This window comes from Kitasatospora sp. NPDC127067, assembly GCF_042724755.1.
GTDB classification, from domain to species: domain Bacteria; phylum Actinomycetota; class Actinomycetes; order Streptomycetales; family Streptomycetaceae; genus Kitasatospora; species Kitasatospora lactacystinica.
Genome location: NZ_JBHXEM010000029.1, coordinates 41,712 through 68,588, shown reverse-complemented (window position 1 = coordinate 68,588; position 26,877 = coordinate 41,712). Strand labels below are relative to the sequence as shown.

General features: G+C 69.1%; 25 protein-coding genes and 3 pseudogenes. 12 read left to right on the top strand and 16 right to left on the bottom strand.

Annotated features, from left to right (window positions below):
• The first annotated feature begins 44 nt into the window (after window positions 1-44).
• The 5 genes and pseudogenes from ACFWJ4_RS15475 (at window position 45) to ACFWJ4_RS15455 (ending at window position 4,122) form a co-directional block, all read left to right on the top strand.
• Window positions 45-2,150 carry an NACHT domain-containing protein gene (locus ACFWJ4_RS15475; protein ID WP_380543798.1) on the top strand — a complete coding sequence of 702 codons (2,106 nt, stop codon included), beginning with the start codon at window positions 45-47 and terminating at the stop codon, window positions 2,148-2,150.
• 166 nt (window positions 2,151-2,316) lie between these two features.
• Window positions 2,317-2,478 (top strand): hypothetical protein, encoded by a 162-nt coding sequence (locus ACFWJ4_RS15470; protein ID WP_380543841.1) that lies wholly within the window; start codon window positions 2,317-2,319, stop codon window positions 2,476-2,478.
• A 138-nt stretch (window positions 2,479-2,616) separates the two neighbouring features.
• Window positions 2,617-3,600 carry a GNAT family N-acetyltransferase gene (locus tag ACFWJ4_RS15465; protein ID WP_380543795.1) on the top strand — a complete coding sequence of 328 codons (984 nt, stop codon included), beginning with the start codon at window positions 2,617-2,619 and terminating at the stop codon, window positions 3,598-3,600.
• A gap of 205 nt (window positions 3,601-3,805) precedes the next feature.
• Window positions 3,806-3,904, top strand: a pseudogene (locus ACFWJ4_RS15460) (hypothetical protein); the annotation flags it as partial.
• Between the two features lie 23 nt (window positions 3,905-3,927).
• Window positions 3,928-4,122, top strand: a complete 195-nt coding sequence (locus tag ACFWJ4_RS15455; RefSeq protein WP_380543838.1) for an LGFP repeat-containing protein — start codon at window positions 3,928-3,930, stop codon at window positions 4,120-4,122.
• A gap of 115 nt (window positions 4,123-4,237) precedes the next feature.
• On the opposite strand, the gene ACFWJ4_RS15450 is transcribed toward ACFWJ4_RS15455, so the two are convergent.
• The 4 genes and pseudogenes from ACFWJ4_RS15450 to ACFWJ4_RS15435 all read right to left on the bottom strand — a co-directional run bounded on the left by ACFWJ4_RS15450 (window position 4,238) and on the right by ACFWJ4_RS15435 (window position 8,085).
• Window positions 4,238-5,413 (bottom strand): hypothetical protein, encoded by a 1,176-nt coding sequence (locus tag ACFWJ4_RS15450; protein ID WP_380543792.1) that lies wholly within the window; start codon window positions 5,411-5,413, stop codon window positions 4,238-4,240.
• Window positions 5,414-5,881: 468 nt separating this feature from the next.
• Window positions 5,882-6,100, bottom strand: a pseudogene (locus ACFWJ4_RS15445) (hypothetical protein); the annotation flags it as partial.
• A 348-nt stretch (window positions 6,101-6,448) separates the two neighbouring features.
• The gene (locus ACFWJ4_RS15440) at window positions 6,449-6,751 is read right to left on the bottom strand and encodes a response regulator (RefSeq protein ID WP_380543832.1); all 303 of its coding nucleotides are present in this window, start codon (window positions 6,749-6,751) and stop codon (window positions 6,449-6,451) included.
• A gap of 29 nt (window positions 6,752-6,780) precedes the next feature.
• The gene (locus ACFWJ4_RS15435; protein WP_380543789.1) at window positions 6,781-8,085 is read right to left on the bottom strand and encodes a histidine kinase; all 1,305 of its coding nucleotides are present in this window, start codon (window positions 8,083-8,085) and stop codon (window positions 6,781-6,783) included.
• Between the two features lie 385 nt (window positions 8,086-8,470).
• On the opposite strand from ACFWJ4_RS15435, the gene ACFWJ4_RS15430 reads away from it, so the two are divergent.
• Window positions 8,471-8,647 (top strand): hypothetical protein, encoded by a 177-nt coding sequence (locus tag ACFWJ4_RS15430; protein WP_380543786.1) that lies wholly within the window; start codon window positions 8,471-8,473, stop codon window positions 8,645-8,647.
• Window positions 8,648-8,803: 156 nt separating this feature from the next.
• Here ACFWJ4_RS15430 and ACFWJ4_RS15425 read toward each other — a convergent pair whose 3' ends face one another.
• Entirely contained in the window at window positions 8,804-8,959 is a 156-nt protein-coding gene (locus ACFWJ4_RS15425; protein ID WP_380543784.1) for a hypothetical protein, read from the bottom strand.
• A 237-nt stretch (window positions 8,960-9,196) separates the two neighbouring features.
• On the opposite strand from ACFWJ4_RS15425, the gene ACFWJ4_RS15420 reads away from it, so the two are divergent.
• The 3 genes from ACFWJ4_RS15420 to ACFWJ4_RS15410 all read left to right on the top strand — a co-directional run bounded on the left by ACFWJ4_RS15420 (window position 9,197) and on the right by ACFWJ4_RS15410 (window position 13,039).
• Complete coding sequence (locus tag ACFWJ4_RS15420; RefSeq protein WP_380543781.1) at window positions 9,197-10,159, top strand: hypothetical protein; 963 nt, start codon at window positions 9,197-9,199, stop codon at window positions 10,157-10,159.
• Window positions 10,160-11,757: 1,598 nt separating this feature from the next.
• Entirely contained in the window at window positions 11,758-12,387 is a 630-nt protein-coding gene (locus ACFWJ4_RS15415) for a hypothetical protein (RefSeq protein ID WP_380543779.1), read from the top strand.
• A 49-nt stretch (window positions 12,388-12,436) separates the two neighbouring features.
• Window positions 12,437-13,039 (top strand): RICIN domain-containing protein, encoded by a 603-nt coding sequence (locus ACFWJ4_RS15410; RefSeq protein WP_380543776.1) that lies wholly within the window; start codon window positions 12,437-12,439, stop codon window positions 13,037-13,039.
• Window positions 13,040-13,368: 329 nt separating this feature from the next.
• Here ACFWJ4_RS15410 and ACFWJ4_RS15405 read toward each other — a convergent pair.
• The 5 genes and pseudogenes from ACFWJ4_RS15405 to ACFWJ4_RS15385 all read right to left on the bottom strand — a co-directional run.
• Window positions 13,369-13,530 (bottom strand): annotated as a pseudogene (locus ACFWJ4_RS15405) (phosphoribosyltransferase); the annotation flags it as partial.
• Between the two features lie 200 nt (window positions 13,531-13,730).
• Window positions 13,731-14,093, bottom strand: coding sequence for a hypothetical protein (locus ACFWJ4_RS15400; RefSeq protein WP_380543773.1), 363 nt, complete (start codon window positions 14,091-14,093; stop codon window positions 13,731-13,733).
• A gap of 432 nt (window positions 14,094-14,525) precedes the next feature.
• Entirely contained in the window at window positions 14,526-14,933 is a 408-nt protein-coding gene (locus tag ACFWJ4_RS15395; protein WP_380543770.1) for a hypothetical protein, read from the bottom strand.
• A 57-nt stretch (window positions 14,934-14,990) separates the two neighbouring features.
• Window positions 14,991-15,440, bottom strand: a complete 450-nt coding sequence (locus ACFWJ4_RS15390) for a DUF6973 domain-containing protein (RefSeq protein WP_380543767.1) — start codon at window positions 15,438-15,440, stop codon at window positions 14,991-14,993.
• A gap of 527 nt (window positions 15,441-15,967) precedes the next feature.
• Window positions 15,968-16,366: a hypothetical protein gene (locus tag ACFWJ4_RS15385; RefSeq protein ID WP_380543764.1), complete on the bottom strand. Its 399-nt coding sequence runs from the start codon at window positions 16,364-16,366 to the stop codon at window positions 15,968-15,970.
• A gap of 519 nt (window positions 16,367-16,885) precedes the next feature.
• On the opposite strand from ACFWJ4_RS15385, the gene ACFWJ4_RS15380 reads away from it, so the two are divergent.
• Window positions 16,886-17,308, top strand: a complete 423-nt coding sequence (locus ACFWJ4_RS15380; protein ID WP_380543761.1) for a DoxX family protein — start codon at window positions 16,886-16,888, stop codon at window positions 17,306-17,308.
• 413 nt (window positions 17,309-17,721) lie between these two features.
• Here the strand turns inward: ACFWJ4_RS15380 and ACFWJ4_RS15375 are convergent, their stop codons facing one another.
• The 6 genes from ACFWJ4_RS15375 to ACFWJ4_RS15350 form a co-directional block, all read right to left on the bottom strand.
• A complete protein-coding gene (locus ACFWJ4_RS15375; RefSeq protein WP_380543758.1) occupies window positions 17,722-18,234 on the bottom strand; it encodes a hypothetical protein in 513 nt (170 codons plus the stop codon).
• A gap of 701 nt (window positions 18,235-18,935) precedes the next feature.
• Window positions 18,936-19,526 carry a hypothetical protein gene (locus ACFWJ4_RS15370; RefSeq protein WP_380543755.1) on the bottom strand — a complete coding sequence of 197 codons (591 nt, stop codon included), beginning with the start codon at window positions 19,524-19,526 and terminating at the stop codon, window positions 18,936-18,938.
• 326 nt (window positions 19,527-19,852) lie between these two features.
• Entirely contained in the window at window positions 19,853-20,650 is a 798-nt protein-coding gene (locus ACFWJ4_RS15365; protein ID WP_380543752.1) for a hypothetical protein, read from the bottom strand.
• Window positions 20,651-20,940: 290 nt separating this feature from the next.
• On the bottom strand, window positions 20,941-21,435 hold the full coding sequence (locus ACFWJ4_RS15360) for a transposase family protein (protein WP_380543749.1): 495 nt from the start codon (window positions 21,433-21,435) through the stop codon (window positions 20,941-20,943).
• A 95-nt stretch (window positions 21,436-21,530) separates the two neighbouring features.
• The gene (locus ACFWJ4_RS15355; protein ID WP_380543746.1) at window positions 21,531-22,214 is read right to left on the bottom strand and encodes a response regulator; all 684 of its coding nucleotides are present in this window, start codon (window positions 22,212-22,214) and stop codon (window positions 21,531-21,533) included.
• Window positions 22,211-23,422, bottom strand: a complete 1,212-nt coding sequence (locus ACFWJ4_RS15350; RefSeq protein WP_380543743.1) for a sensor histidine kinase — start codon at window positions 23,420-23,422, stop codon at window positions 22,211-22,213. Before ACFWJ4_RS15350 ends, ACFWJ4_RS15355 begins: the two co-directional genes overlap by 4 nt.
• 142 nt (window positions 23,423-23,564) lie before the next feature.
• On the opposite strand from ACFWJ4_RS15350, the gene ACFWJ4_RS15345 reads away from it, so the two are divergent.
• The gene (locus ACFWJ4_RS15345) at window positions 23,565-24,311 is read left to right on the top strand and encodes an ABC transporter ATP-binding protein (protein ID WP_380543740.1); all 747 of its coding nucleotides are present in this window, start codon (window positions 23,565-23,567) and stop codon (window positions 24,309-24,311) included.
• Between the two features lie 145 nt (window positions 24,312-24,456).
• Window positions 24,457-26,811 carry an ABC transporter permease gene (locus tag ACFWJ4_RS15340; RefSeq protein ID WP_380543737.1) on the top strand — a complete coding sequence of 785 codons (2,355 nt, stop codon included), beginning with the start codon at window positions 24,457-24,459 and terminating at the stop codon, window positions 26,809-26,811.
• The last annotated feature ends 66 nt before the right edge of the window (window positions 26,812-26,877 follow it).

Here is a 26,877-nt window from a genome sequence, read left to right as displayed (position 1 = left end):
TCCAGGACATGGTGTTGGGGGGCGGGGGACGGCGGGAGCGTCGCGTGCGTGCCGTGCTGGCATCGGTCGGTGCACTGGCCACGGCAGCTGTCGGCGTGTGGGTGGTGCTCCAACTGCGCCGGGGGCAGACTGCCGTGGACACCGCGTCCCTGGCCGGGCTCGTGGTGGGGGTCGCCGGACTGGTGGTGGCAGTCGCCGGACTGAGGCTGGCTCGGGCGGCACTGGGGCGGCCCGGCGACTCTGCCGCCCAGGCGATGTCCGCTGCCGCCACGCTGGCCCGGCAGGTGGAACGGGCCGAGGCGGAGGAGTGGCGGCGCCTGGTCGGCGGAGACCGTCAGCGCATCAATCTGCGCTACACCCTTCATGACCAACCCGTTCCCAGCGCCCGCGCCCCCGGCCCGCACGGTCAGATGTTCGACGACAGTCACACGGCAGGAGCGCCGGACATAACTGCCTACTACCAGGCCACCACCCCTGCACGTCTTGTCGTCACGGGAGCACCGGGAGCGGGCAAGACCGTCCTCGCCCTGGAATTGCTGCTGGGGCTCATCGAGCATCGCGGCGACACCGACCCGGTGCCCGTGCGGATGTCCCTGGCTGCCTGGGACACCGATATTCCGCTGGAAGCCTTCCTGATCGCCCATCTCGTCCAGAACCTGGACTGGCCCCGGGACCGTGCGGCACAGCTGGTCGAGCACGGCCTGGTCCTGCCGATCCTGGACGGCCTGGACGAGATGGACTCCGGCTTGACCGGGACTGTCGGCCAGCCCGTCCGCGAAGCCGGCGGTCGACCCTCATCCGACCCACAACCCCCACGCGCCCGCGCCGCCCTCGCCGCGTTGAACGCGTACGGCCGCGGCCGAACCGCAGGACCACTGGTGCTCACCTGCCGCACCACCCACTACGAAGCCCTTGTCGACGCCGTGCAGCTGCGTGACGCCGCCCGCATCAGCATCGAACCCGTCCCTCCGCAGGAAGCTCTCCGCTACCTCGCCGACCGCTCGGGCGGCACTCCCCGGTGGCAGACCCTCCTGGAGCACCTGCGCACCGATCCCACCGGCGTCCTGGCCCAGAGCTTGTCCACGCCATGGCGGCTGTCCCTGGCCGCGACCGTCTACAGCCGCGCCGGCGATCCCATCGAACTCCGAGCCCTGGTTACCCCTCAGGACGTGGACGATCACCTGCTGAACCTCCTCATACCCGCCACTCTCGCTCTCCATCCGCCGAAGCGCCGGTACACGTCCGATGACACACGCCGTTGGTTGACCAGCATCGCCCGCAGCCTCCAACGCCCCGATCCGACATCGGAAACACCGGCGGTGGAGCCACTTGCCGAGCCGCGTACCGAGATCCACATCCACGAGCTGTGGGTCATCGTTGAAGATCGCGTGATCCAATGGGAGTTTCTCCTTCTCGTACCGATGCCGCTTTTCCTCGGGGGTCTGTACGTGCAGGGCTCCCCCTTCCCGTTCCAGACTCTCCTCCTCGCCCTCTGGGGTACCACCACGGGCTTTGTCGCCTGGGGAAACGAGCACCTGCCTCGCCGCCTGAATTGGTCGGCCCTGGAAGTCCCCGAGTTTCGTCAAAATATTGTCGACACGTGCAAGGGGGCGCTTGCCGCATCGATCGGGATCGGCATCGTGACCGGCGTCATCGTTGGTCTCTCGGCTGAGGCCAAGGTCGGAGTCACGACCGGAATCGTGGTCGGACTCATGGTTGTCCTGCTTGGGCTCCTGTCCTCACTCCTCGGCGAACTTGAGGGTCCACCGGCCACTGTCGCCGGCCCGGGAGCCGTCCTCCGGTCGGACATCCTCTACAGGATCACCGTCGGGTTCGTGTCTGCGCTGCTGGCCGGGCTTGCCTTCGGGTCTCTGTTCGGACTCGTCGACGGATTCGCGGCCGGACTCCTCTGGGGGTCCCTTTTCGGACTGACCATCTTCGTCATGAGCGTGGCAACGAGCGCGTACGGGCGATATTTCATATTTCTTTTGTCCCTGCGCCTTTACATGCGGCGCGCTCTGCCATTCCGTCTCAACGCCTTCCTTGCATGGTCCTACGATGCAGGGCTGATCCGACTGTCCGGCAATGCCTACCAATTTCGCCATCGTGAATTTCAGCGCTGGCTCACCTCCCACCCATTTCGTGAGTAGGGCCAGGAACTGATGCGGCAGGTACCACTTCGCTGCTGTCCGCCGTGTCGTTGAAGCGGTGCGCGACCTTCGAGTCACTGGCCCACGAGCGAAGGTCGAGGTCGGGCCGCTGTTCTTGTGGCGGCCGGATCCGAAGGACCGCCCGGCCCGCGGCAGGTACGAGAAGGTGCCCAAGGCGGAGTTCCTGGTGATCGACGGGCAGACGCGGCTCACCGCGTTGCTGGCCGGGCTGGGTGAGCGGCCGCCCCGGTGGGGCGAGACCAGGTGGTACCGCATCGGCGGTCCCGATCTGGAGATCGGTCCGCCCAGACCCGCTGGCGAGCCGTGAATGCGCCCCACCTCGTCGCTCTCGTCCGAGCCGGAGCCCACTTCGAACGCGGCTACCTCGTGGAACGGCCGAACACGACCGCAGCATGAATCATGAACAGGGTGGCGGACCTGCCTCGAAGTTCGAGATCATCCGATCATGTCGGATGACACGCCAGGACAGGACCTCCCAGCCGGCTTCGGGTTACGGCCGTATCGGGGCGACGAGGACCACGGCCCCATGGCCGCGGTGCGGCTGGGATGTGTCGAACGGGACCGGGTCGACACCCGTTCGGTTGTGGAAGGGCTCCCGACAGCGGCCGAGATCGCCGAGGCCTCTGCCAAGCTGGACGAGCCGTCCAAGAACCAGGTCCTGGTGGTACGCGACGGGAGCGTCGTCGGCTACTCGACGATCCGGTGGTGGCAGGAGCGGGACGATACGTGGCTTTACCTGCACCGCGGTTACCTCTTGCCCGAGCATCGCGACCAGGGCATCGGGTCAGCCATGCTGAGCTGGGCCGAAGAGCGGATCGGCCAGCTCATCGAAGACCACGGCACGGCTCGGACTGCAGTGATCGGTGCGAACGCCATGGTCTCCGAGCAGGACGCCACGGCGCTTCTGCTCGCAGCCGGCTACCGACGTGTCTTCAGTCTGGTCGAGCTGGAGCTGGGCAATCTGCGGCAGTTGCCCGAACGAGGCAGCGAACTCCCGGCCGGGATACGGACGGGGCCGATCGGGACCAGCCACTACCGCGAGGCCTGGAGGACGGTCGTCGATTCGTATGCGGAAACCGGTTTCACTCAGAAATGGACCTTCCAGGACTTTGTCGACACCGCCGACCCGGCATGCTGGAGGGCTGCCTGGTGGGGGCAGGAGATGCTCGGCGTGGCTCTCTGCTCCATCCGCAGCCACGACCACACCGTGGGCGAGGTGGAAGAGCTGAGCGTCCGAACGGACCAGCGACGCCTCGGAATCGGCCGGATCCTGCTGCTGGAAGGGCTGCGAAGCCTTCGCGAGCAGGGTGCAACGACGGCCAGGCTGTACACGGGCACAGCAAATCCCCACCGGTCCTACGATCTTTACGAGAGCGTGGGGTTCCGGAGACAGAACGAGTATGTCCGCTACCGCAAGCCGCTCGCTTGATCGACCAGCCATTGGACTGTCCGGTCGATCCGCAGAATTTGACAATTCCTCGGTCAGTCGCACGTGGCGAGCAACCCTTCGATGGCGGTGCGGATGGCTTCGTCCTGGGTGAAACCCCGCCAGCCGCCGCTGCTACGAAGAGGCCACCCTGTACTGCGACCGCGGGTTTGAGGTCGTGGGCGACATCGAGAAGCGGTACATCGCGATGGGTGGCCCCGAAGGATCACTCGGCTGCCCGCTCACGCAGGAGTTGGTCAACCCCGACGGGGTTGGCCGCCGGACGCAGTTTCAGAACGGGACCATCTACTGGTCTCCTGGCAGCGGTGCGTGGCCTGTCTGGGGGACATCGGCGACTACTGGTGCAGCCAGGGGTGCGAGGCAGGGTGGATGCGCTACCCGACGTCCTACGAGTACGTCGTCGGCAACGAGACCCGGCAGAACTTCCAGTGTTCCGTCGTCCACTGGCAGGCTCTGCCGGGCAACGCCACCAAGACCTGGAGCGACGGCGACAAATGCGTTTGACGTCCAGAGCGCGTCCGTTCGGGGCATGCCGCCGAGAATAGGGCCGTGCGCCGTCGAACACCGAGCCGTCCGCAGTCCCCGACTTGACGCCTTCGCACCGTGAGGTCTCCGGAGGTCACAGCGCGGAGAAGCCGAACCTGGACGCCACCGGGTCGAGCGGGGTGTAGTAACCGGTGGAGAAGCAGGTCGTCGGGGTTGACGTGTCGTTGCACGGGATTTTGGTGTCGGTGTTTCCGGCGATGATGACGCCGACCGGTGCCATGGAGTCGCCCTGCGGGTTGGCCACGGCCGGTCCCCCACTGTCGCCCTGGGCGACGGCGATGCCCCCGCTGCGGGACCTCACCTCGGTCGCGGCGGTGCGCCCGGACGGCGAGTGGACGCCGACGCGGGTGACCTCCAGCTCGCAGTGGAAGCCGGACACGGCACCGCTGAAGCAGGCGGACTGGCCCGGGTCCAGGCGAGCCGGTCCGTACAGCGGGCGGGAGTCGCCGCTGTTCCAGGAGCCGCTGTAGAAGCGGGCCGCGGTGCTCTTGTCGGTCGTGACGACGGCGACGTCCAGGCCGCTGTCGTAGGCGGTGACCTCCCCGACGACGCGCTGCCCGTTGTAGACGTTCCCGCCGGTCTGGCAGTGCGCGGCGGTCAGCAGGACGCGTTTGTTGCTGACCCAGCCGGGGATTCCGGTGGAGCAGTGGGAGTTGTCGGCAAGGGTGAGGTCGGTTCCGGCGTACCAGGGCGGGGCGTCACTGGTACGGCTGCCCTGGGTGGGTGTTTCGGGGGAGCCGGTGCGGGTGTGAACGGGGATACCGGCGAAGTGTTCGGCCCGGGCTTCGTAGTCGCGGGTCGGGGCGTTGGCCGGCGCGATGCGCCGGGTGGTCCTCGGCCGGTAGGTGAGCAGGAGGCCGCTGCCGTCGTTGGCGGGCGAAACGGACGACCACTCCGATGGGTCCTCGCCGACGGCGGAGACGAACCTGTCGACGGCCCGGTCCATCTCGGAACGCGAGTAGGCCGCGGACCGGTAGCGCACCTCGTAGTCGGGACTCACCGGGCCGGCGGGCTCCTGACGGGCCTGTTCACGGGTACGTGCACGCCAGGCGTCCACGGCCTCGGTGATCACGGCAGGGACCGGACCCTTCCAGTACAGGTCAAGATAGTGCTCGTCACCGTGGAACACGATCGAAGCGAAACCGTCACCGGGCACCTGGCCCGTGTCGACCAGCCGGTGAACCTCGTCCGCGACCGGCCTCAAGTGCTTTTCGTGGTACTCGCGGCTCAGCAGCACCGTCGGAGCCATGCGGGTCTCCTCGGCATCACCCTCAGCCGTCCTCGCAACAGCGACCGATGCTGCGCCCAGAAGCAGGATGGCTGCCGAGTAGAGGAGTTTTGATCGGCGCATGGGGACACCATAGGGTGACCGAGCTGCTCACTCAGAGTTATCAGATCGTATGCGTAGACCCGCGGGTGAGGGGCCGGCCGTTGCTACGGTGCGGCGGTGGCCAAGGTGTTGTCGACCAGGACCTCGGGCGCGGGGTCCGCGGCGGAGCGCGCGTGGCGGTGGCCGCGTCCAGCAGCGCGGCGGAGAGCAGCAGCGCGGCTCGACTGACGGTGTCGGCGGGATCGGGGCCGAGGTCGAGCGGCGCCCACTCGCTGCGGCGGCGCTCGGCGTACCAGCGCACCAGCCGGTCGAGCCGCCGCCTCGTGCGGGACTTCGAACGGTCCACCAGCAGCGCGGAGGCGATGGTCTACTGGTCGGCGGCGCAGCTCATGACCCGCCGCCTTGCCCGGCCACGGCCCTTGCGAGCGTGAACCGGCCGGGCGCCGGCTCGGCCAGCCACCCTCGCACCGTCAGCCGCTTCGCCTTCGACCGCAACGCCTCGATCTTCGCGGCCACCGGGTCCAGGCCGAAGCAGGCAGCCATCTCCTGGCACGTCAGCGGCCCCTGGCCGAGACGGTTCCGCTCCGCGAGCAGCTGCAGGATGCGCCCGTGGGTTCGGGGCGGGATGTTCATCAGCGTGCCGCGGCCGGGTTGACGGCCAGGTGGCTGATCGCTGGCTCGGAGGAGGACGACGAGGTCCTGTTCAGCCTCTTGCCTTCTGCAGTCGCCGACCGGGGCCGGAGGATCGCGGACGTTCGACAAGATTCTCGACGGCGTCCAGTTCGTCGGTGCACAGCTGGGCGATGGTCTGTTCGGCGGCGTTGGAGAGGGAGACGTGCAGCGGCGCCGGCTGCTGCTGGTCGACCCGATCATTCGCCGGTCACCGCCGGCGGCGTGCACCCGGGCAAGGACCTCGCTGGCCGGATCCACTTCTGCTCGTCCGGGTCGGAGAGGTCAGACCGCCGCCAGCCGCGAACGGACTCCGGCCCGGCGACGGCCCGGTCTGGCCGGGCGGCTGGCGGATCGGTGCCCTGGTCGACCGGTAGCCGGCACACGTCGGACTGGGCGGGAACGGGGCATCCGGATGTCCATCACCACGACGTCGGGGCGCAGCAGGCGGGCGGCGGTGATGGCCTGTTCCCCGTTCTCGGCCTCGCCCACCACTTCGAAGGATGGGTCGGGGGAGAGGATCAAGGACAGGCCGCGCCGCACCAGCGGCTGGTCGTCCGCGATGAGAACCCGGATGCCCGGTGCCACCGCGCCCACCGGGCGGCCGTCGTTCGAGCTCACCGGGCCGTCGCCGTTCCGTTTTGGACGGCCGCGTCGGCCGTCTCCTCCGGGGCCAGTGGCAGGTCGGCCAGGACAGCGAAGCCGCCCTCCGGACGTGGTCCGGTCCGCAGGGTGCCGCCGTGCAGGGCGACGCGCTCGCGCATGCCGATCAGGCCGTACCCGCTCCGGCCGCCGGCCGGCACCGCCTCCTGCGGTGCGGCGCCGCCCGTGCCCGCCGTGTCCCCGTCGTCGCGCACCTCGACGGTGACCCGGTCCGGACCGTACGTCAGGGTGACGGTCGCGCGGGCGGGCCCGGCGTGCTTTCGGGCGTTGGTGAGGCCCTCCTGGACGATCCGGAACACGGTCAGGCCAACGGCGGGCGGCAGCGGGCGGTGGGGCCCGCGGACGCCGAAGTCGGTCGGCAGGCCGGCCACCTGGGACTCGTTCACAAGCCGGCCGAGGTCCTCGGCCCCGGGCTGGGGCGAGGGCGGGGCGGTGTCCGGTTCGTCGCCGGCCCGCAGGACGTTCAGGAGCTGGCGCATTTCCCGCAGGGCCAGTCGCCCGGAGGACTCCAGGGTGACCAGGGCGTCCCGGACCACCTCCGGGTGGGCGAGGTTGGCCCGGGCGCCGCCGGCCATCAGCTGCATGGTGGTGATGTGGTGCGCCACGATGTCGTGCAACTCCCGTGCGATGCGGCGGCGTTCGTCGGCCACCGCGCGGTCGGCCAGCAGTTTGCGGTGGGCCGCGACCTCCCGCTGCCAGCGCGCCACGGCGAGGCCGGCACCGACGACGAGCAGAGTGGAGCAGGAGGTGCTGGCGAGCGCCTGCCAGGAGGGGACGCGCAGGTGGCTCTGGCTCAGCGTGGTCAGCACCGTCGTCGCCGCCGCGGCGGCCGCCGTCACCGGGGCGGGGCGGGCCCGGGCGACCGAGTACAGGCTGACCATCAGGACGGCGCCGAAGTGGGTGCTCGCCGGTGTGGACAGGTCGATCGTGGCCTCGACGGCCAGGACCACGGCGAGCGCCGGCACCGGGTGGCGGCGCCGGACGAGCAGCGGCAGGGCCGACAGCGCGACGAGGAGCAGGCCCGGCGGGGTCACCCGGTGTACCCCGTCCATCTCGCTGAAGAGCAGGTAGTTGAGCAGGTCGAGCGTGCAGGCGCCGGCGGCCACCAGCGCGTCGGTGTGGGTCCACGGCGCGTCGTCGGTCTCCGGCGGCGCGTCCGTCACCCCGTCGGGCCCCGGGCTCCCGCTCGCCGGGTGTGCCCGGTGTGCCGGGTCCGCCCCGAGTGCCGCGTCCATCGCGGGGCGCTGATGACCGCCCATGTCCGTTCCCCCTCCGTGCCCCGGCCCGCGCCGCGCCTCACCGATGAGCCCCGATGAGCCCGATCAGGCCCTGTTCAGACCCTGAACAGGCTCTGAACAGGTCCGATGACCCCATTCTGGCATCGGCCCACCCCGCCCCGGCATGGTCCCCACGGCCGATCACGGGGGCCTGGAGCAGGACCACAGTCCCGGGTCCGGGCCCGGCCTAGGAGCAGGGGCCCGGATCGTCCGTCGCAGGGACGTCCGCGGCCAACCCCGGGTGATGGTCTGGAACCCGGCCGGGAACCCCCGGAGCCGAGACCGATCTTGCGGACGCTCGTGTCCACTGCCGGAGGAAACCGTGATTCGCGCACTGACTGGATACTCCACCAGGAACCCGTGGAAGGTGATCACCCTCTGGGTGGTGCTGGGAATCTCCCTGGCCCTGCTGAGCCCGGTGCTACTCGCCCGCGTCACCCAGTCCCAGTGCGGGGACTTCCTGCATACCGCCGCGGCATCGGCGGGCGAACAGCACCGCGAGCGAGTGCTGCAGCGCTGCTGGCACCGGCGGGCGAAGTCGTAGGCGGCCACGGCACCGTCGTGGGGTTGCGGTGCTCCACCACCAGGCCAGCCTGCTCCATCACGTCGGAGGCGGGGAACGGTACGTCCGCGCCGGGCATCGCCGCCCTGCGCCCGCGCCCACGCCCGCGCCCACGCCCGCGCCCACGCCCGCGCCCGCTCACGCCGCGCCTGCCAGCGTCATCTCCGTCACGATGTCCTGGATCCCGCTCGCGTCATGGGCGAGGCGGGCGAACACCGCGTCCATGTCCGCCACCAGCCCGTCCAGCGGCGAGGAGGCGGTCGACAGCAGCGCCTCCATCTGCAGGTGCCGCACCGGCGCGAGGCGGGTTCTCGAAGGGTGGCTCGGGGGCGCCCGAACAACGTGGGAGCCGGCTGAGATTCCCGTTTCGGCGGTACAGGCACGGAGCCTCGGACATCATCGTCCCGTCACGAACCGAGGAGGATCAGGTTGGGCGGGCTACGGGAACGCGGTCAGGCGGCAGCGGTACGCCGGTGGGTACGGCTGCGCAGATGGCGCCGACGCTCGAACCGGCAGGCAGTCGACAGGCAGATGGACAGCCTGCGTGAAGCGTGCGCCCGGCTCGACCTCAACCCGGCCGCTGTGCACGCTACCCCGGCTGCTGTCCGCGCCTCCCAGCAGACCCTGAAGACCTTCCCCTACGGGTGGACGGTCCTCTCTGTTGTCCTGCTCTTCGCCGCCGTGCGGTTTTTTGAGCAGTTCTTACGCACAGCAGGAGACATCGCCGTCCGGCTCGGGCTCGGCCCGCCCACCGGAATGGGGCACGCAGGCGCCCATCGCCTCGGTCCCCTCTTCGACCCGAGCTCACCCGTGAACGGCCTTGGCATCGTCCTGTCCTACGTCTACCTCACCGCGGTGGCAGTCGCGGTCGGACGGATGATGAGGCGCCACCAGCCCGAATTCCACTATGCCGTCACGCTCCTGGCTATCTCCGGCATCGAAGGGTGTGCCAAAGCCCGCGCTCAAGCGCCGTCGGAGCGGGCGTCATCGCTGCGGAGGCTAGACCAAGTCTGTCGCAACCTGGAGCGGGCCCTGTTGGAGCTCCACCGCACCGCCCGCTCCATCCACCGCCGTTCACCGCGTCGGGCCTCGGTCAGGGAGCACTGCGCCCTGGTCGCAGGCGCACTGCGCGTCCGGCTGGCCCGGATCGATGCCGACCCCGACACCGGCCTGGTCGAGCTGGCCCGCATGCTGGCGCTGATCGGAGAGAACTTCGCCGCCGGACGGCTCGCCGCACTGCTGCCGGAAGCCGAACTGGAGGGCGTGACCCCGGTGTCGACCAGGCGCGCCTCCGTCGCCGAGACCGTCCGCCTCGCCCTCGCGATCGCCGCCGCGACGGCCTCGGCGGCGGCCGCCACCGTGTTGCTCCCCTCGACCGGGCTCCCCACGGCCGTGCACTCCACGGTGGTGTTCGGCTCCGCTGTGGTGGCCGGGATGCTGGTGGCCGGTCGGTCGCGGTTCGCGCGGATCGCCGAGTACCTGCCCGGCAAGTAGAAGACGTCCGGCGGTCAGTCAGCCCGGTCCCGGCAACAGGTCGCAAGCGACGCTTGGTTGTCCGGCCCGGCCGGTTGCGTCGCTATCCGAGGGGGTCCGGCACAGAAAGGGCACTGGTCAAGGCGGCCTCGCTGACCTCGCTGCTCCTCAATGCAGGAGCCGCAGCAACAGGGCGGCCCTCACCGAGCGCACCCCGAACCCAGCCGCCGCAGGTCCCGCTTTCGGGCCGACGAGCGCTACTACCCCCTCACGACTGGGATGTCGGCATTTCCCAGCAGCCGGACACGCATTTCTACCAGCGCAGACACCACCTCGATGGCTGGGGAGGAGGAGCGGCATCAGGAGTTACAGCGGGAGCTGCAGCAGGATGTGCATCGGGAGCGGCATCGGGAGCCGCATCAGGGGTGCCAACCGGACGATCCGCCACTTTGCCGGAGCCGTGACCACTGATCGCCCTCGGCATCATGCGATAAACCATGTCACCCGAACAACATGGCCCTGAAATGTCATCTGCGGACCCTCCAGCACGGGGCGTCAGACGCGCGATCCGAAACCTGCTCTTCTCGCCAATCTCGATGCATGGAACATGACTTGTTCCAACCTATTCAATCACGATTGCGATCATTATGGTTAGGTCAACATCATCCGGGCGTTAAATTCTCGCCCCTTATTGATCGAGAAGAAGGTGAAACGTGATATCGAGAACTTTGCGCAAAGCAGTCCTCGCCACCTCCGGCGTAACTCTTGCGTTGGCGGGGACGTTGGTCGGCGCCGGTCCCGCCTCTGCGGCGACGAACTGGACCGCAACCGGCACCCAGGCCGACGTCGTAGGGGCATATGCACACGGAAGCTTCGACTACGGCGCCCCGGGCGGGACCTCAGTCGCGACCGTTACGATCAGAGACTCCGTTTCGGACGGTGCCAGCGCACGAGTCTACTTCCGTTGGCGTTTCATTGACGGCACAGTAAGCGGGCCGACCGTTTTCGGCGCTTCTGGGTATCTCAACGAGACGACACGGACTTTCTCCCAGCCTCACGATAATCTCGACACCGCTCAGCCATTCGAGGTGCGGGAGTGCCGGGTGGACAACGGGCTCGAGGTCGAGTGCGGCTGGGACTACGACGTTCCGCACCCCTACAACTGACCTCGATCCGCCGGCGGTAATCGCCGATGTCCGATCGCTTCGCCCACCCCTTTTTTCCTCTGGGGTGTGGTCGAGGCTCCGGCAAGGTTGCGGATCGTCCGGTTGGTGACTGTCTGTGGCGGGCCGGCCGGTCCGGACGTGAAGCAGGAACGGACTTCCAAGATCATGGAGTTTCTACGCCCCGTGATCCCACTGGAAAGCCGCGCCCGCTGCCACATCATCACCGATCCTGCCCGCTCTTGATCAGCTTCGCGACCAGTCGGCGGCCGGGTTCGAGACGGCCGCCGACGCCTCTTGGGCAGATGGTCATTTGTCGGACACGCCCCAGAAGCTGACATAGCGGCCGTCCCGCCCCGTCCCGGGAGTGAGGATGCCTGTGCCCACAAAAATGACATGCACGAGTCAGTAATCCCTGATCCCGTTCGCATCCCATTCGACCGGAGGAGCACCCTCATGGCTTCGCGCAACCGACGCGCCGCCTTCACCGCGGGCCTCGCCGCACTGTTCGCGGTCACCGGCCTCGGACTCGGCGCCGCACCCGCCCAGGCCGACCCGCCGCCGAACCCCGTCTGCAACCCGGACGGGAACCGCAACTGGGAGGACGTCATCTCGGCCCGGGTCGAGCCGACCGTCACCGAGTTCGCGGCGGTCAACGTCACCCCCGGTACCACCGGCCAGTACACCACGACGCTGACCGAGGCCGCACTCGTGAACACGGAAGTCAACGGCAGCACGGAGGTGACCGCCGAGTTCAAGGCGCTCTTCGCCAATGTCGGCGCCAAGGTCGGCTTCGCGGTGGCCGACACCAAGACGAGCACCCGGATCGCCCCCCTCACCGAGCCCGTGACCTTCAGCATCCCCGGCTTCTACGGCCGTTACCGCGGTTTCCACAAGGTGACCGGCGAATGGGCCCGGTACATCTGCGCCCGCTCCGGCCCGGGCACCGGCTTCTGGATCAAATCCACCTCCGCCGGCGGCACCTTCATCACCTTCGGCAATGTCGAGAAGGGCACCGTCTCCTGCGCCTCGCCCGAGCCGGCCGGCACCCTGCGGGCGGCTGCCCGACTGAAACTCAACTGCTGACTGTCCACCGGTTCGCCGCCAACCCATCAGTTGTGAAAGCGAGTTCACGATGTCCGTTCAGCACCGTTCCCGTCACGGCGTCCGACACCGGGTGACCGCGCTCGGTACCGTCGCCGCCGCCGTCGCCCTCCTGTTCACCGCCGTCCCGGCGGCCGTGGCGGCACCCGCCCCGGCCCCGGCCGCCCTCACCACCACCTGGGGCGAATTCACCTGCGACGGCGGCCCTTACCGCATCAAGGCCCCCACCGCCGACCCCGACACCTTCCTGACCGTCGCCCTGTCGTCCGGGAACCACGGCTCGGTCATCCAGTACTTCTGGGGCAACGAGTCCAACCAGAAGTGGATCTACTGCCACAAGCCCGGGCCCAACGGGAATGAAACGGTGGTCTTCCAGGACGCCTGGCGCCACTGGTGCCTCGCCGTCGACCGCGACTCCCTGAGCCTCGGGGCCTGGATCATCACCACCGGCTGCTTCAGCGACCACATCCCCATCGAGCAGCAGTTCGTGAAGGTGAACCTGCCCGGCAGCAGCAAGCTGATCTCCCTCAAGGGGCTGCACTCCGGCAAGTGGTTGGCGGGCGCCGGTGGCGGGAACGGCAACCAGATCGTCCAGAGCGACTACCCGGACCTCTACGAGCTCCAGCCCGTCTGACGGCGAGCCGCCGGTCGGCTCCGTGCCCGGCGGCCGCATCTCCGGGGGCTCCGTCCGCGACCGGCCGGGTTCCGGTGACCGGCCGGTCGCGAACGGACGATCACCGCAGTGCCGGGAGCCGCCGAAGCCGCCCCGGTGGCGTCGCATTCGACCCGTCAGCGGTGCGCAACGGGCCGTGACACCCGTATTCCGAACCCTCGTGGCACACCCGTCGACCTGCGCGATCTCCTGGGAAGAGCCGGGGTGCAACACGCTGCTGCACCCCGGCTTCCGTGCTCCCCGCGGGAACCGTGGGCGGCGACCCGGCCCGCGGCGCGTACCACCTCCGCTCAGGCGTCGAGCACCTGGCCGTCGCGCCTGACGACCGGCCCTTGCACCGACCATGGGAGCTCGATCCAGTCGTCGGTCCTCTTCCACACGTACTCGCACTTCACCAGAGAGTGCGACTTCTCGTGGATGACGGCGAACCGGACCTCGGCGACACGATCGAGGGGCCGGTCGGTTGGACCGCGCCCCTGTCCGACGGGCCGTGGGGACAAACCGGCTGGATCGCCCTCCTCCACCGGCCCGGCGACGCCGGGCTCCTGGTCGAGTACTTCTCCCGACCCAGGACCCACCCCCTCCGACCTGGCCCTGGACGCGATCCTGCGCGCCCACCAGACCAGGCCCGCCGCCGCTCGCTGACCGGCCCTCACCAAGCGCCGGGACCACCGTGGTGGTGCCTGGCGATGGCCTCGAGCAGCGCCTGGCGGGCCTGGCGTCGGCGGGCGTCCTCGGTACGGCTGGCGTCGGCGGCCCACTCGGGCAGTGGCCGTTCCTGCGCGGCCGCGGTGAGTCCGGCGCCGAGAGCACCGATCGCCCGCTGCCAGTCTTCGAGTTCCAGCAGCAGGCCGCGCACCAGTCGGTCGACGGCGGCCGCCAGGTCGGTGCCGAACGCCCGGGCCGACGGCAGTTGCCGCTCGGCCCCGGCTGCGCTCCCGGACCTGTTGGAAGCGGCGCTCCTGTCCGGCCACGGTTGACCACGGCACCGAGCAGCGGGCGCGCACTGCAGCACAGTCCCGTGTCCTGCAACCAGGAGGGAAACCGCGAAAGGCACCCTGCCCTCGACAGGCCGTCCCGCCCGCCCGGTGAATCCCCGGCCGTTTCGGGGAGTCGTGCGGCGTGTGCGTGCAGGTGTCACGCCCCGGTGGCTGTCGCCGGTTCGAAGAGGCTCTCTTCGGGGTGGCGGTCGGTGAGGCGATGGTGGGCGTGGGCGCCGCCGAGCAGCGGGCGTGCCCATAGTGGGACGGTGTGCAGGCTGCACCGGCGGCGTCCGGGGTGAGACCGGATTGGCTGCCCCCGCCGGTGGCATCTGGAGGCACCTGGTCGGAGACCGGCATGAGGGAAGGCAATGCAGGGCCGCCCAAGTGCGTCAGCACACAGCAGGGGTTCGGCACCTGTGTGGGTGCCGAACCCCTGCCTCATTTGCGCTGCGGCGCCCCTCGCGTCAAGCCGAAGGCTTTGCGAATGCGGGCCTCACAAGTACGGAGAGAAGAGCCAGCACGGTCGCCGCGAAGAGCGTGAACAGGTGCTCCCCCGACAGCAGACCGTAGCCAAGCAGCACGACCTGCACCGATCCCGCCCCCACCAGAGCGTAGGAACTGCGGGACGTCTTACTCGGCGACTGCATTGCCCACAGGCCCCGAGCCGCCCAACCGTTGATCCCAACCATAACAATTCCTACAGAAAGGAATCCATACGGCAGGAAGTGCGGAGTGGGCTCCATCTCATCTTCGAAAGCGATACCGCCCGCAAGCAGCGGCATAGCAATGCAGAAGAAGAGGACGATTGCGATCGTCTCAAGCAGAATCAGGGCCATTGCACCCAGCAGGGCAGCAGTGGAGGAGCGGGTCATCTTGCCTTCCAAGCGTTTCGGCCAGATCGATTGTGAGTCAAAACATCAATTTCGCGCTCAAGGTGACAGTGAGTACAAACCTCCGTCTGCCACCGCAATCGCACACCAGGTGCGGATCTGGGCATGGTAGTCCACTACGGGGTCATCCTTCATGTGATCCGGCATATGCTGCCCGAAAAATCTACCCGTCGCATTGCTGTGATAGTCCATCGCATGATGCGCATTGGCAGTCTCTTCTGACATGTTGGCCGGCTTCGGGCCCATCTCATGGCGATCGGCGAACCCCTTTGCGGTTTTCGCACCCATCATAAGAGTCATGCTGCCATTCCATTCGCAATGACGGTAGGCGTCGCGCCTACCGCCGTTACCATTGCTCCCGGGCCAAATTCCATCGTCCTTTCCCTCCTTGTCGGCGTGGTAAATTGCCAACTCGGAGGCATCATATGCCTTGGCGCAGATAATCCAGCGACTCGGCCACTTGCAGAAACTCTTCTCAGCCTCGTTCATATATTCATCGCCACCATATGACGCCGCACTCCTCGATTGCAGCCCAAGGTCCACCGGTGCGCCCTCGTGTACCCAGTCCGGCATGTTGGAATGGGGTAGAAATTCACTGCAGCGGCCGGTCCCGGAGCGGCCGAACGCCCCGCAGGGGAACCATGCCGCACCACCATGCGTCCTGCGGGAGGTGGACGAAACCTCAAGGAAAAGCTGCATTCCAGGCTGCCTGACAGCCCTCACTGGGCTGGCCGCAGGGGCCGGTTCGTGGGCGCTCGCAGACGCAGCGCGCAGGCACTGCGGCTCCTACCAGGAAGAGCACACGAATTGGGGGAGCATCTGGCACTACGAACTCCCTCTGTCAATCACTGCGGGAATATTCGTCGCGCTCGCCGCCTACGGATTAACACATGTCTCCGTGCGCGGATCGAACCGGAGATGGATATCCTCACTCACACCCATCGCGGTCACAGCAATTGCCCTCATCGCAATGACCTGGCTCCAATTCGCCTGGATCGGCACCATCCCCGGAACAGTCAGCGACAGCGGCCTATGCACGACCAGCAATATCCCCGGCTGGTGGCCTCGGTGGCTGCCCGCATGACCCCGACCGGCTCTCGGTGCGGGGCGGGCAGGTCTTCGGGGACGACGGCGGCGATCCGCACGGTCGGCGGCCAGGGCGGCGCGGGGGCGAAGGCGTGCACCACGTTGACGGCCGGGTTGCCCTCGATGCGGGTGGAGTACAGCTCGATGCGCTGGCCGCCCTCGGCGCCGGTTCGGACCAGACGGCCCAGGCGCGGCTGGTATTCCAGCTCGGCGCGCAGCGTCTCCGGAACTTCGCCGGCGCCGAGTTCCTTGGCACGCTGGGCGGCGCAGTAGGTGATCACCGTGACGACGTCGCCGGCGGGGCCGTGCGGGTGGTGCGGGCGGCTCACTTCGCGTCGGTCCGGGCGAACAGGTCGGCGACGGGGGCTTCGAGGTCGGGTGTTCCATCGGTAGAGGGTTCAGGCGCGTCGGATCAGGCACCGGACGGTAACGCTGGCCAGGGCAATAAAAAACTCGACAGGGGTTCTTCATCACTCGGTGCGGCGGCGGAGCTTGCCGAAGTTGTTCATCAGCTCGGCACCTGCTAACGAACGGCCTTGGCTGGGGGCTGCGATGTGGAGTCGGTTGCGTTGCCGCGCGCGGAGATCGGGGACCTGGCGGTCTTCCACGACACCGACGCATGTGGGGCGAGCATGTCGTCGAACTACAAATCCAGACCGCTGATCCCGGAGGTCACGGTCGAGGGCGATCGGGCCGGCCGGGCCGATCCGTGGGCGGCAGACCGTCGGCGAGCTGCTGGCGCTGGAGGTGGGGCTGCCGGAAGACTTTTTCTCCCAGGACCGATGAGTTCAGGCGGTGGCAGCGGTCAAACCTGAGTAAGCAACGGCAGCCGACCAGGGAGACCCGAAATGTTCAGCACCGCCACCGCCGCCACCACGACCACCGCCACGAAGTCCAGCACGACCGTGGTCCGGGTGGTCTGGACGCTGCGGATCCTGCTCGCGCTCTTCTTCGCCCTGGCCAGCGCGCTGCCCAAACTGCTCGCACTCCCCGCCGCCATCACCGTTTTCGACGCCATCGGTGCAGGCCACTGGTTCATGTACCTGACCGGACTGGTGGAGCTGGCCGGAGCGGTCGGCCTGCTGGTCCGTCGGCTGGCCGGGCCGGCCGCGACGGCGCTGATCGTCTTCCTGGCGTTCGCGTTCGTTACCCAGCTCACCGCCATGCACGGCGAGAACGCCGGGACCCCGTTCATCTTCATGGTGCCGCTGGCCGTCATCGCCTGGAACCGGCGCGCCGAGACCGCCGAGCTGCTCGGCCGCTCGCGCTGACCTGGTGCTTGGAAGGGTCCGTCAGCAGAGGGCCAGCGTCGCGGCGCCCTGCCGGGTCCGGCGGGCGCCTGTTGGCAGGCCACCGGGACGTGGCTGGTGGGCCGGGGATTTGTACTCGCCGCAGGACAGTCGGGTTACCCGTGGTGGTAGCGCTCAGATCCGGCGGTCCGGGTCCCTCCCTGCCAGTCGGGGCCTCGGCGTGGAGTGCCGGCGAGCGGGAGGCCTTCGCCAATGACCTGGAGCACTCGCAGCTGGTCGCGGTGTCCGCCGCCTCGAACCGGGCGATCAGCGGCGGCTAGGGCTTTGACCTGCAATCCTTCGGCCGCGGACACGCCATCGGCGGGGCCGTCCCCGTTGGCCGGGAGTCGGACCCGCCGAAGGCGCGGCCTGCAGGTGCGGATGCCGACGGTCCGTCAGCAGATGTACCAGTTGGTCCAGGCGCCGCTGCTGTTGATGGAGTTGCACCAGAAGCTGCCGTTGCTGCCGAGCACCTGCACGACGGGAAGTCCACTGGAGATCTCGAGCCAGACGCCGTCCTGGACGTCGCTGCTGTCGCCGAGGGGGGTCCAGCTGGCCCATGATCCGTTCGCGGTGGTCTGGTAGGTGTGCCAGACCCGGCGGTCGGTACCGACGAGCGCGTACTCGTACCGGCCGTCCGTCCACTGCCAGGCACGGACCTTGGTGTCACACAGGGCCCATGTGCTGGGCGCGCCGGTGTCGGGGAAGGTGAACAGGCAGGCCCGGTCGTCGATACGGGTCCTTTCGACGGCGGGGGCACTTGTGGTGTCCGGACTGTCGACGCTCTGCACACTGACAGCGGTGGGTCCGTTCGGAGCCGGCGCCGCCGACGCCGGCGTGGCGGCGACTCCGAGTGTGAGCGAGGCCGCGGCGACGGCGGCAGCGGCGAAAGTACGCATCTTGATCATGGAATTCCCCTCCCGTAGGTGACAGCAGGGCCGCTCTTGGGTGGAGCCGGCCGCTCTCACTAAGGAGATTAGAAGCTGGAGCCTTCCGGTCGGCGACTCCTGACGGGTGGGAAGACGCCCTGTCAAGAACCGGCGACGCTGTGCCAAGTCGCCGACGGTGCGGCAGCGAGCGGATTCGCACGGCGTTCTCGGCGGACCCCGCCGAATGGCGGGGAACCCGGCCGTTCGGCCCGGGCCTGCGCCTTGGTCCAGCTCGCCCAGGACATGCCCCCGGCCGTCCTTGCCCTCGTGTTCGGTCTGCGCCTCGGCACCGTGACGAGGTGGCGCTCCCGCGCCGCCACCGACCGGACCGCCTACCTGGAATTCAGAGCCTCCAGCCGGACAGCGGCGCCGGCCGGGCCCTGTACCGTTCCGGCCGGTCGCCCTCCTCCAGGCGCACGTGGCTGGTGAGGACCTGGGACTGGTAGCGGAGCAGTTGCACGAACGCGCCCGCTCCCGCGCGACCGGGTCGGCCAGCGTATCGGCGGTGTGCACACCACCTGCCGAGAACGGCCGAACCCGTACCGCACGTTCGGGGCCAGGCCATCGAACGCGATCTCGCCGTGTCATGGCCGACCTGACACTGCCGTGGAACTCTGGCGTCGTCGAAGGCCACGTCAGCCGGATCGTTCTGTGGAATCAGCTCTGTCAAGCAGCGGTTGTCATCCGGTGGCTGTCATGGTCTGCGGTGTGGCCGCGACTCGGGCAGCGGCCTCTTCAACCTGGCGCCGGCCGGATTCACCTCGGCTCCAGATGAATGCGCGCCAAGGACGTGGCGCATCGCTGCTCCAGTTCCGGAACTCCTCGACCGCGACGTTGTCGGACAGCCGCCATCGGATGGTGCTGCCTGATGTTTCGGGGATGTCGGTGAGGCCGTCGAGTTGCTCGGCGAGTGCGAAGCTGTCGACCCCGGCGGTGGTGCGGTCCCAGGTCGAGACCGTGTCGGTGAGAGCGTGGGATTCGATGAGCGCCGGGATGGACGGGGCGATTTCGAGGAACGTGCCGCCTCCATCGTGCACTCCGACTCGTCCGTCCGTGTGCACCAGGTAGCGCACTGGGGTGGACACACGTTCCCCGAACCAATCGAAGTACCAGCCGTTGGCGGAGCCGGTCCACATGATCTGGCCCAGGTCGTAGTGCCAGTCGCGAAGCACCTCGCGGCGTTCGCCCTCGACGGTGAAACTGCTTCGCACCTGGTAGCGGAGTCCGCCGTACTTCTGCTCGAATCCCTCCCGGCGGATCACGAGCATCATGGGTGTGGGAATCAACTGGCCGAAGCAGTCCCGGATCCGCAGGAACTCGGTGGAGAGCCGAGGTTCCTGCGCGGATCATCGCGCCGGCCGGTTCGTTCAAGCACACTCTTTGCACGAGAGGAAAGACCCGTGAGGTCATCCAGGATGTGCATCCTGCACTTCTTTTCCCAAGACAGGGGCATGGATTCGCAGGGCCGCACGATATCCGGTCGAGGTGGCTCGGTGCAGTTCGAACCCCAGTTATCGGCGTACAGGCGAATGTCTCTACCGGGTACTCGTGAAAGCGCTCGTGTTTCGGCTCCGAGAGGGCGCGAGGCGGCACGTCATCAGGCCGCCCAAGGCAGTCGCAGTGCCTCGATCTCAGGGTCGTTCAGCAGCGCTTCGACGAGAGCCGGGGGCCCGACGACCTTGGTGCCCCACAGGTCGTAGTCGGTGCACAGGACCCATGAGCAGTCCTCCGCCCAGAGGTTGGACGGGCTGAAGTCGGCCTCGGGATTCTCGTAGAGAATCCCGGCATCGCCGAGGCGGCCGGCCCTCACATGGAGGTTGTCGAAGTCGACGGTCGTCAGCATCAGCGGGTTGTAGTAGGCCAGACAGGGAGTGTCCGGACCCGCGGGGCTGTGCTCGGTGAGGACGGCGATCAGCCGGTCCCAGGTCTCACGGTCCAGGCTCCCCTCAGTGGACGGGACGACACCGAGCGGCCAACTCCCCTCCTTCTTGGCCGAGGGAAAACAGCGGTGGGAGGGCAGCCGCCCCTCAGGTACGACGGGATCGCCGGTGCGCCGGGCGAGTTCCGCCCAGCGCAGCCGCCGCCAGCCGCGGCCGGGGTGCTCGGCCCGGCCCAGCCCGCCTCCCGTGGCGATACCCACTTCGAGGTCGATGCCCGCCAAGGCGGCGGGCTGGATGCTCCCGTCCGCCAGACGTGCCTGGCGGTACTCGTGGTACGACACCTGGGCCGGCCCCTGCTCGTGTTCGTACATGGCGTTGAGCACCCAGACGGCATCGGGCATCGCGGGTGGCATGAACCCGGTCACACCGTCGCCGCACAACTCCAGCAACCAGTCGGTCGCATCGGACGGCGCGAGCGGCCACAGGTTTGACAGCAGGTTCGATTCCTCGGTCATGCGTTCATGATCCCAGTCGCGGCCACGGCTCCAAGGGGCCGGCACCATGAAGCCGCCCTGCTGCGTGGGCGCATTCCCGTGTACCTGGCTGGGTAGCCCGGGAGGTGTACCCCGACACCAGTGGCGGTGACAGTCCTGGGTTCAGCACTGACCCCCGGACCGCACTCTCCGGGACGGGCGGCCCCATTGAGCTTGCGCCATCCTGAACGGGCTGGTCAGGGTGCTGGTATGACGGTGTTCGTGAGTGCTTCTGCTGTTGGTGGGCGGGTGTCCCGTGGCTGGATCGTCTGTCAGCGGCTCGTTTCGAGGTTGGTCAGGACGAGCAGGGTGCGCAGCAGGTTCGTGGCCCGGGTCGGGTTGAGCCGCAGCCGGGTGAGGATGCGCCAGTTCTTGAGCGCGGCGAAGCCGTGCTCGACGGGGGCGCGGGCGGCGGCGATGATCTGGTTGGCGGTCTTCCGGCCGGCGGTGAGCTTCTTCTTGCGGGTCCGCTTGGCCCCGGTGATGGCCACTGGGTCGTCGCGGTCGGTATCGAGGCCGACGAAGCCGAGATCGGCCAGGGCGCCCAGGCCTGCGGTGCGCAGGTGCTGGCAGATCCTGTCGTGCCGGGCGGTCTTGATCTCGCTGGCCGTGCCGCGGCGGGCCGAGGAGATCCGGACAAGGTTGCCGCGCTCGTCGGTGAGGGCCAGGAACAGAAGGCCGTGTGACTTGTGTTTCCCGCTGTAGTTCTTGCGGTTGGCCTTCCCGGCGCGGCGGCGGGTGCGGATCAGGGTGCTGTCCAGCAGCACGACCTCGTCCCCGGCCCGGGTGATCTTCTTCAGGCCTCGCGCCGGCGCCGCCGGAGGCCCGGCTGGGCGGCCGGTCGGTGCTGCTGATCCTGCCCCTACCGTCTACGCGGCACGAGTCCGGTTTCGAAGGCGATGATCGCCAGGTGGACGCGGTCCCGAGCCTCGAGCTTGGCGAACAGACGCGCGACATGGGTCTTCGCGGTCGCCGCGCTGATCACCAGCCGCTCGGCGATCTCCGGGTTCGACAGTCCTTGTCCGACCAGTGCCAGCACCTCGCGCTCCCGGTCGGTGATCGCCGCGAGGGGACTCGCATCCGCGGCGGGCCCGGCGTCCGGTTCGGGGGCCGCGGGGCCGGACGTTCCGGCGAAGTCCGCGATCAGCCGTCGGGTCACGCTCGGCGCGATCAGCGCGTCGCCCGCGGCCACCACGCGGATCGCTTCGAGGATCGCGTCCAGGGCCATGCTCTTGAGCAGGAATCCGCTGGCCCCGGCGCGCAGTGCGCCGTAGACGTACTCGTCGTGGTCGAAGGTCGTCAGCACCAGGACCTTGGGCGGGTCCGGCTCGGCGGTCGCCTGTCGGGTCGCCTCGATCCCGTCCATGCCCGGCATCCGGATGTCCATCACCACGACGTCCGGCCGCAGTTCACGCACCAGTCGTACCGCCTCGCGGCCGTCGCCGGCCTGGCCGACCACCTCCAGGTCGTCGGTGTCGCCGATCAGGATCCCGAGCCCGACCAGCATCAGCGGCTGGTCGTCGACCAGTAGCACGCGCACGCTCATGCCGGGAGCCTCGCCGTCACCCGGAATCCGCCCTCCGGACGTTGGCCGGCGCTGAACTGGCCGGACAGCAAGGTCACCCGCTCGCGCATGCCGAGAAGGCCGAAGCCGCTGCCGCCGGCCCCCGCCGCGAACCTCGGTCGGCCCGGCCCGCCGAGACCGTCGTCCCCGTCGTCCACCACCTCGATCCTCACTCCTTCCGGCTCGTAACCGACCGCGACCCGGCAGGTCCGCGCCCCGGAGTGCCGCACCACGTTCGTCACCGACTCCTGGATGATCCGGAACGCCGACAGTTCGATCTCCGGCGGCAGTGGACGCCGCTCGCCCCGCCAGGTCACATGAACCCGCACCCCGGCGCCGGCCGTGCGTTCGGCGAGCTGCGGGATGTCGGCCAGGCTGCCGGCCGGCGCCAGCGGAGCGGCTTGCGGCATGGCGTCGTCGGGCTCGGCGCGGCGGAGCGCCCCGAGCATGCGCTGCAGCTCCAGCAGCGTCTCCCGGCTGGTGGTCTCGATGCCGGTCAGCGCCTGCCGCGTCTGCTCGGGCTTGGTCTCCACGACCCGCGCCGCCGCTCCCGACAGCACCGTGATGATCCCGATGCTGTGCGCGACGCTGTCGTGCAGCTCGCGGGCGATCCGCAGCCGCTCGGCCATGACGACGCGGGCCGCGGTCTGCTCCTTAAGGGCTTCGAGGTATTCACGGCGTTTGCGGTACACGCCCCCGAAGACCCAGGCGACCGCGAACCACAACGCGAACTGCCCGGCCCACTGGGACGCGTCGCCGACGGTCTGCCCGGGGACGTGGAGGTCGTTGAAGAACGCGGCCGCGACGGCCGCGACGGAGCCGACGGCGGCAGCCTTGGGCTGCCGGACGGCGAGGTACCCGCCCAGGCCGACGAGCAGGACGAACACGATCGAGGGCCGCGCGCCGAAGGCGTCGCCGAGGACCGCTTCGCCCAGGACCGCCGCGAAGACCGCCGCCGGCAGACGGCGCACCAGCAGAACCGGCAGGGCGAGCACGACGCAGAGACCGAGCATCTGGAAGGGATCGAGGTCGGGGAACCGGAACAGGCCCTCGTAGTGCGCCCAATCAGTGGGCAGCATCGTCAGGGCGAGAATCAGCGCGTACAAGCAGGCGGTGGCCAGCACCACGGCCTGTGACATCAGCCAGGTCACGCGTTTCGATGTCGAGAGACGCTGGAGAAGCTGTTCCATACGAAGATCGTATTCAGTGGCGTCGGCTCTGCGCGTCGCCCCGGGGATGTACGCCGGATACGCCCCCGGGCCGATGGCCTGGGAAGGGGTGACATCCGCCGGCCGACGCGGTGGATCGTGGTCCGTTCCTAGGTTCGTGGTCATGACGAATGCACCGATGATCGATCTTCGCGACACGACGAAGAAGTACGACGACGGCCCGCCCGCACTGGCCGGCGTCACCTTGTCCGTGGCGGCCGGTGAGTGCGTGGCTATCCTCGGCCATTCCGGCAGTGGCAAGTCCACGCTGCTGAACCTGATCGCGGGTCTGGACAAGCCTTCCAGCGGCACCGTGACCGTCGACGGCACCCGCGTCGACCAGCTCGGCGAGGCCGGTTCGGCGAAGTACCGCCGGGCCTCCATCGGCATGATCTTCCAGTTCTTCAACCTGCTGGACGACCTGACCGTGTTGGACAACGTCATGGTTCCGGCGCAGTTGGCCGGGATGGGCAAGGGCGAAGCGAAGCGGCGGGCCGTCGAGTTGCTCGACTCGCTGGGCATCGACCGGCATGTCAAGGCCTATCCGCAGCGGCTGTCCGGCGGGGAACGGCAGCGGGTGGCGGTGGCCAGGGCCTTGATGAACGAGCCGGCGCTGCTGCTGGCCGACGAGCCGACCGGCGCCCTGGACTCGAGCTCGGCCGAGGACGTGCGCGAGCTGCTGCTGGACCTGAACAGCGAGGGCCGGACCATCCTGCTGGTCACCCACGACGTGCAGCTGGCCGCGAGCACCGCGCGCCGCACGATCGAGTTGGTGGACGGGGCGGTCGAGCGGGACGTCGTCAACGACGGCAGCGGCGCCGGCCCGGCCGCCCGCACACCGCTGACCCGTCCGGCGGGAGAGGTCCGATGACACTGCGAAAGCCGCCGATGCCCCGGCGCGTCCTCGAGGTCGGTTTCCGGGCCGTGGCCCGCCCGCTGCCGGCGGTGAGCCGGTGAGCGCCCTGGGCAAGGTCGTACGTTCCGGCGTGGGCCGCCGTCGGGTCCAGTCCCTCGTCATGGCCCTGACGACGTTCGCCGCGGTGACGTCCTCAGTGCTCTCCCTCGGCCTGCTGACTGTCGTGCAGGCCCCGTTCGAGCACGCTTTCAGTTCTCGGAACGGGGCGCACCTGGCGGTCCAGTTCGACGGCTCGAAGGTCACGGCCGCGCAGGCCGCCGCCACCGCGCACGCCGCCGGCGTCACCGAGGCGGCCGGGCCGTACCCGGTCGCCGCCGCCCTGGACACGACGATCGGCACGGACTGCTCCACGAAGGATCGGGCCGGTCACGACAACGGTCCGATCACCGTCACCACCCGGCCCGACCTGGGCAGCACCTCCGGGATGGACCAGCTGGCGCTGACCCGGGGGCGCTGGCCGACGAGCCCGGACGAGATCGCCGTGCCGTGGCAGCACTACGCCCCCGACTGCTTCGGCGATTCGGTGGTGTTCTCCTCCCTGCCGGGCAAGCCGTCGTTCAAGGTCGTCGGCTTCGCCGGCTCGGTGACCGACAGCGCGACCGGCTTCGTCACCGCCGACGGCTTCGCGCGGCTCACCGCTGCCGGTGCCACGTCCGACGAGCAGATGCTCTACCGGTTCGCCGAGGCCGGGAGCGCCGCAGACATCGCCACCGACAAGCAGGCGGTGGCCGCCGCCGCGCCGGCCGGCTCGGTCGAGGCCGGACAGTCGTACCTGACCGCGGAGCAGCAGGCGACCGGCAACGCCAAGGCCTACGTGCCGTTCCTGATCGCCTTCGGGATCCTCGGGCTGTTCATGTCGGTGCTGATCATCTCGATCGTGGTCAGCGGGGCTGTGGCCTCGGGAATCCGGCGCATCGGGATTCTGAAGTCGTTGGGCTTCACCCCGTCGCAGGTGGCCCGCGCCTACACCGCGCAGGCCGTGATCCCGGCGACATTCGGCCTGGTGCTCGGCACGGTTTTCGGCAACCTCCTGGCCGTGCCGATCCTGGCCGGGGCCACCGAGCAGCTCGGCGCGGCCGGTGCGGCCAGTGCCACGATCCCGTTGTGGGTCAGCGCCGTGGTGCCGCTGGGCACCCTGCTGATCGTCGGCGTCACCGCTCTGATCCCGGCACTGCGGGCCGGCCGGATGCCGACGGTGCGGGCCCTGGTGGTCGGCCGCGCCCCCAAGGCCGGGGGCGGTCGGGCGGCGCAGCGTCTGGCCTCGCGGCTGCCGCTGCCCCGGGCCGTGTCGCTGGGGCTGGCCCAGCCGTTCGCCCGTCCGGCCCGGGCCGTACTGGTCGGTGCGGCGGTGCTGTTCGGCGTGGTGAGTGTCACGTTCGCGGTGGGGCTGGAGACCGGGTTCAACAAGTACCTGGACGCCAGCACCTCGGGCTTCAACGTCGCGTCGGAGTTCGTGGAACCCACGGCCGACGCGGGCGTGCCCTGGGGTCGCTACGGCCCCAACGACCCGCGCACCCCGCACCTGGACGCCGCCGAGGTGGCCGCCGCGCTCGCCGGGATCCCGGGCACGAAGGCCGCGTTCGGCTGGGGCGACAGCGGCGCGACCATGGTCGGCGCCCCGCCCGGCGGCGAACCGCCGAAGGTGTTCACGGTCACCGGCGACTTCTCCTGGACGCACCTGGAGCTGCTGTCCGGCCGCTGGTACTCGGCGCCCGGCGAGGCCGTGGTCGGCGACAAGCTGGCCTCGGCGGTGGGGATCCACGTCGGTGACGACGTCGCCGTGGTGCAGCAGAACAGGCAACTGTCGCTGAAGGTCGTCGGTATCAACTTCGACACCAACCAGGGCGACTACACGGTCATGACGGATGCGGCCACCTTCACCGCCGCCGGTCTGACCCCGCACATCGACCTGTTCAACGTCGAGCTGGCCGACAACGTCAACGGATCGGACTGGTCCACCTCGGCCGCCGCCGCGCTGACCCCGCTGAACGCCTCGGTCCGGCCGAGCTCGAGCGGGGGCAAGAACATCATCGTGATCACCATGGGCGCCCTGGTGGCCACGCTCACGCTGATGATGATCGCGGTCGCCGCGCTCGGGGTGCTGAGCACGGTGGTGCAGGACACCCGGGAACGGGTCCATGACCTGGGGATCCTCAAGGCCCTCGGGATGACGCCCAAGCAGACCGTCGCGATGGTGCTGACCTCGGTGTCCCTCACCGGCCTGATCGCCGGGCTGATCGGGGTCCCGCTCGGGGTCGCGGTGGAGAAGGCGACGCTGACCCCGATGGGGAACGCGATCGGCCGGCACCTGCCGCCGAGCGTGTCCCACACCTACACCGCCGGGCTGCTCGTCCCCCTGCTGGCCGGCGGGATCGTGATCGCCCTGCTCGGGGCGCTGCTGCCGGCCGGCCGGGCGGCCCGGTCGCGGACCGCCACCGCGCTGCGGACCGAGTAGGACCGAGTAGGACCGAGCAGAGCCGCCGGTCGCTGCGGCAAAAGCGGTGCCGGGCACTGCACGGCG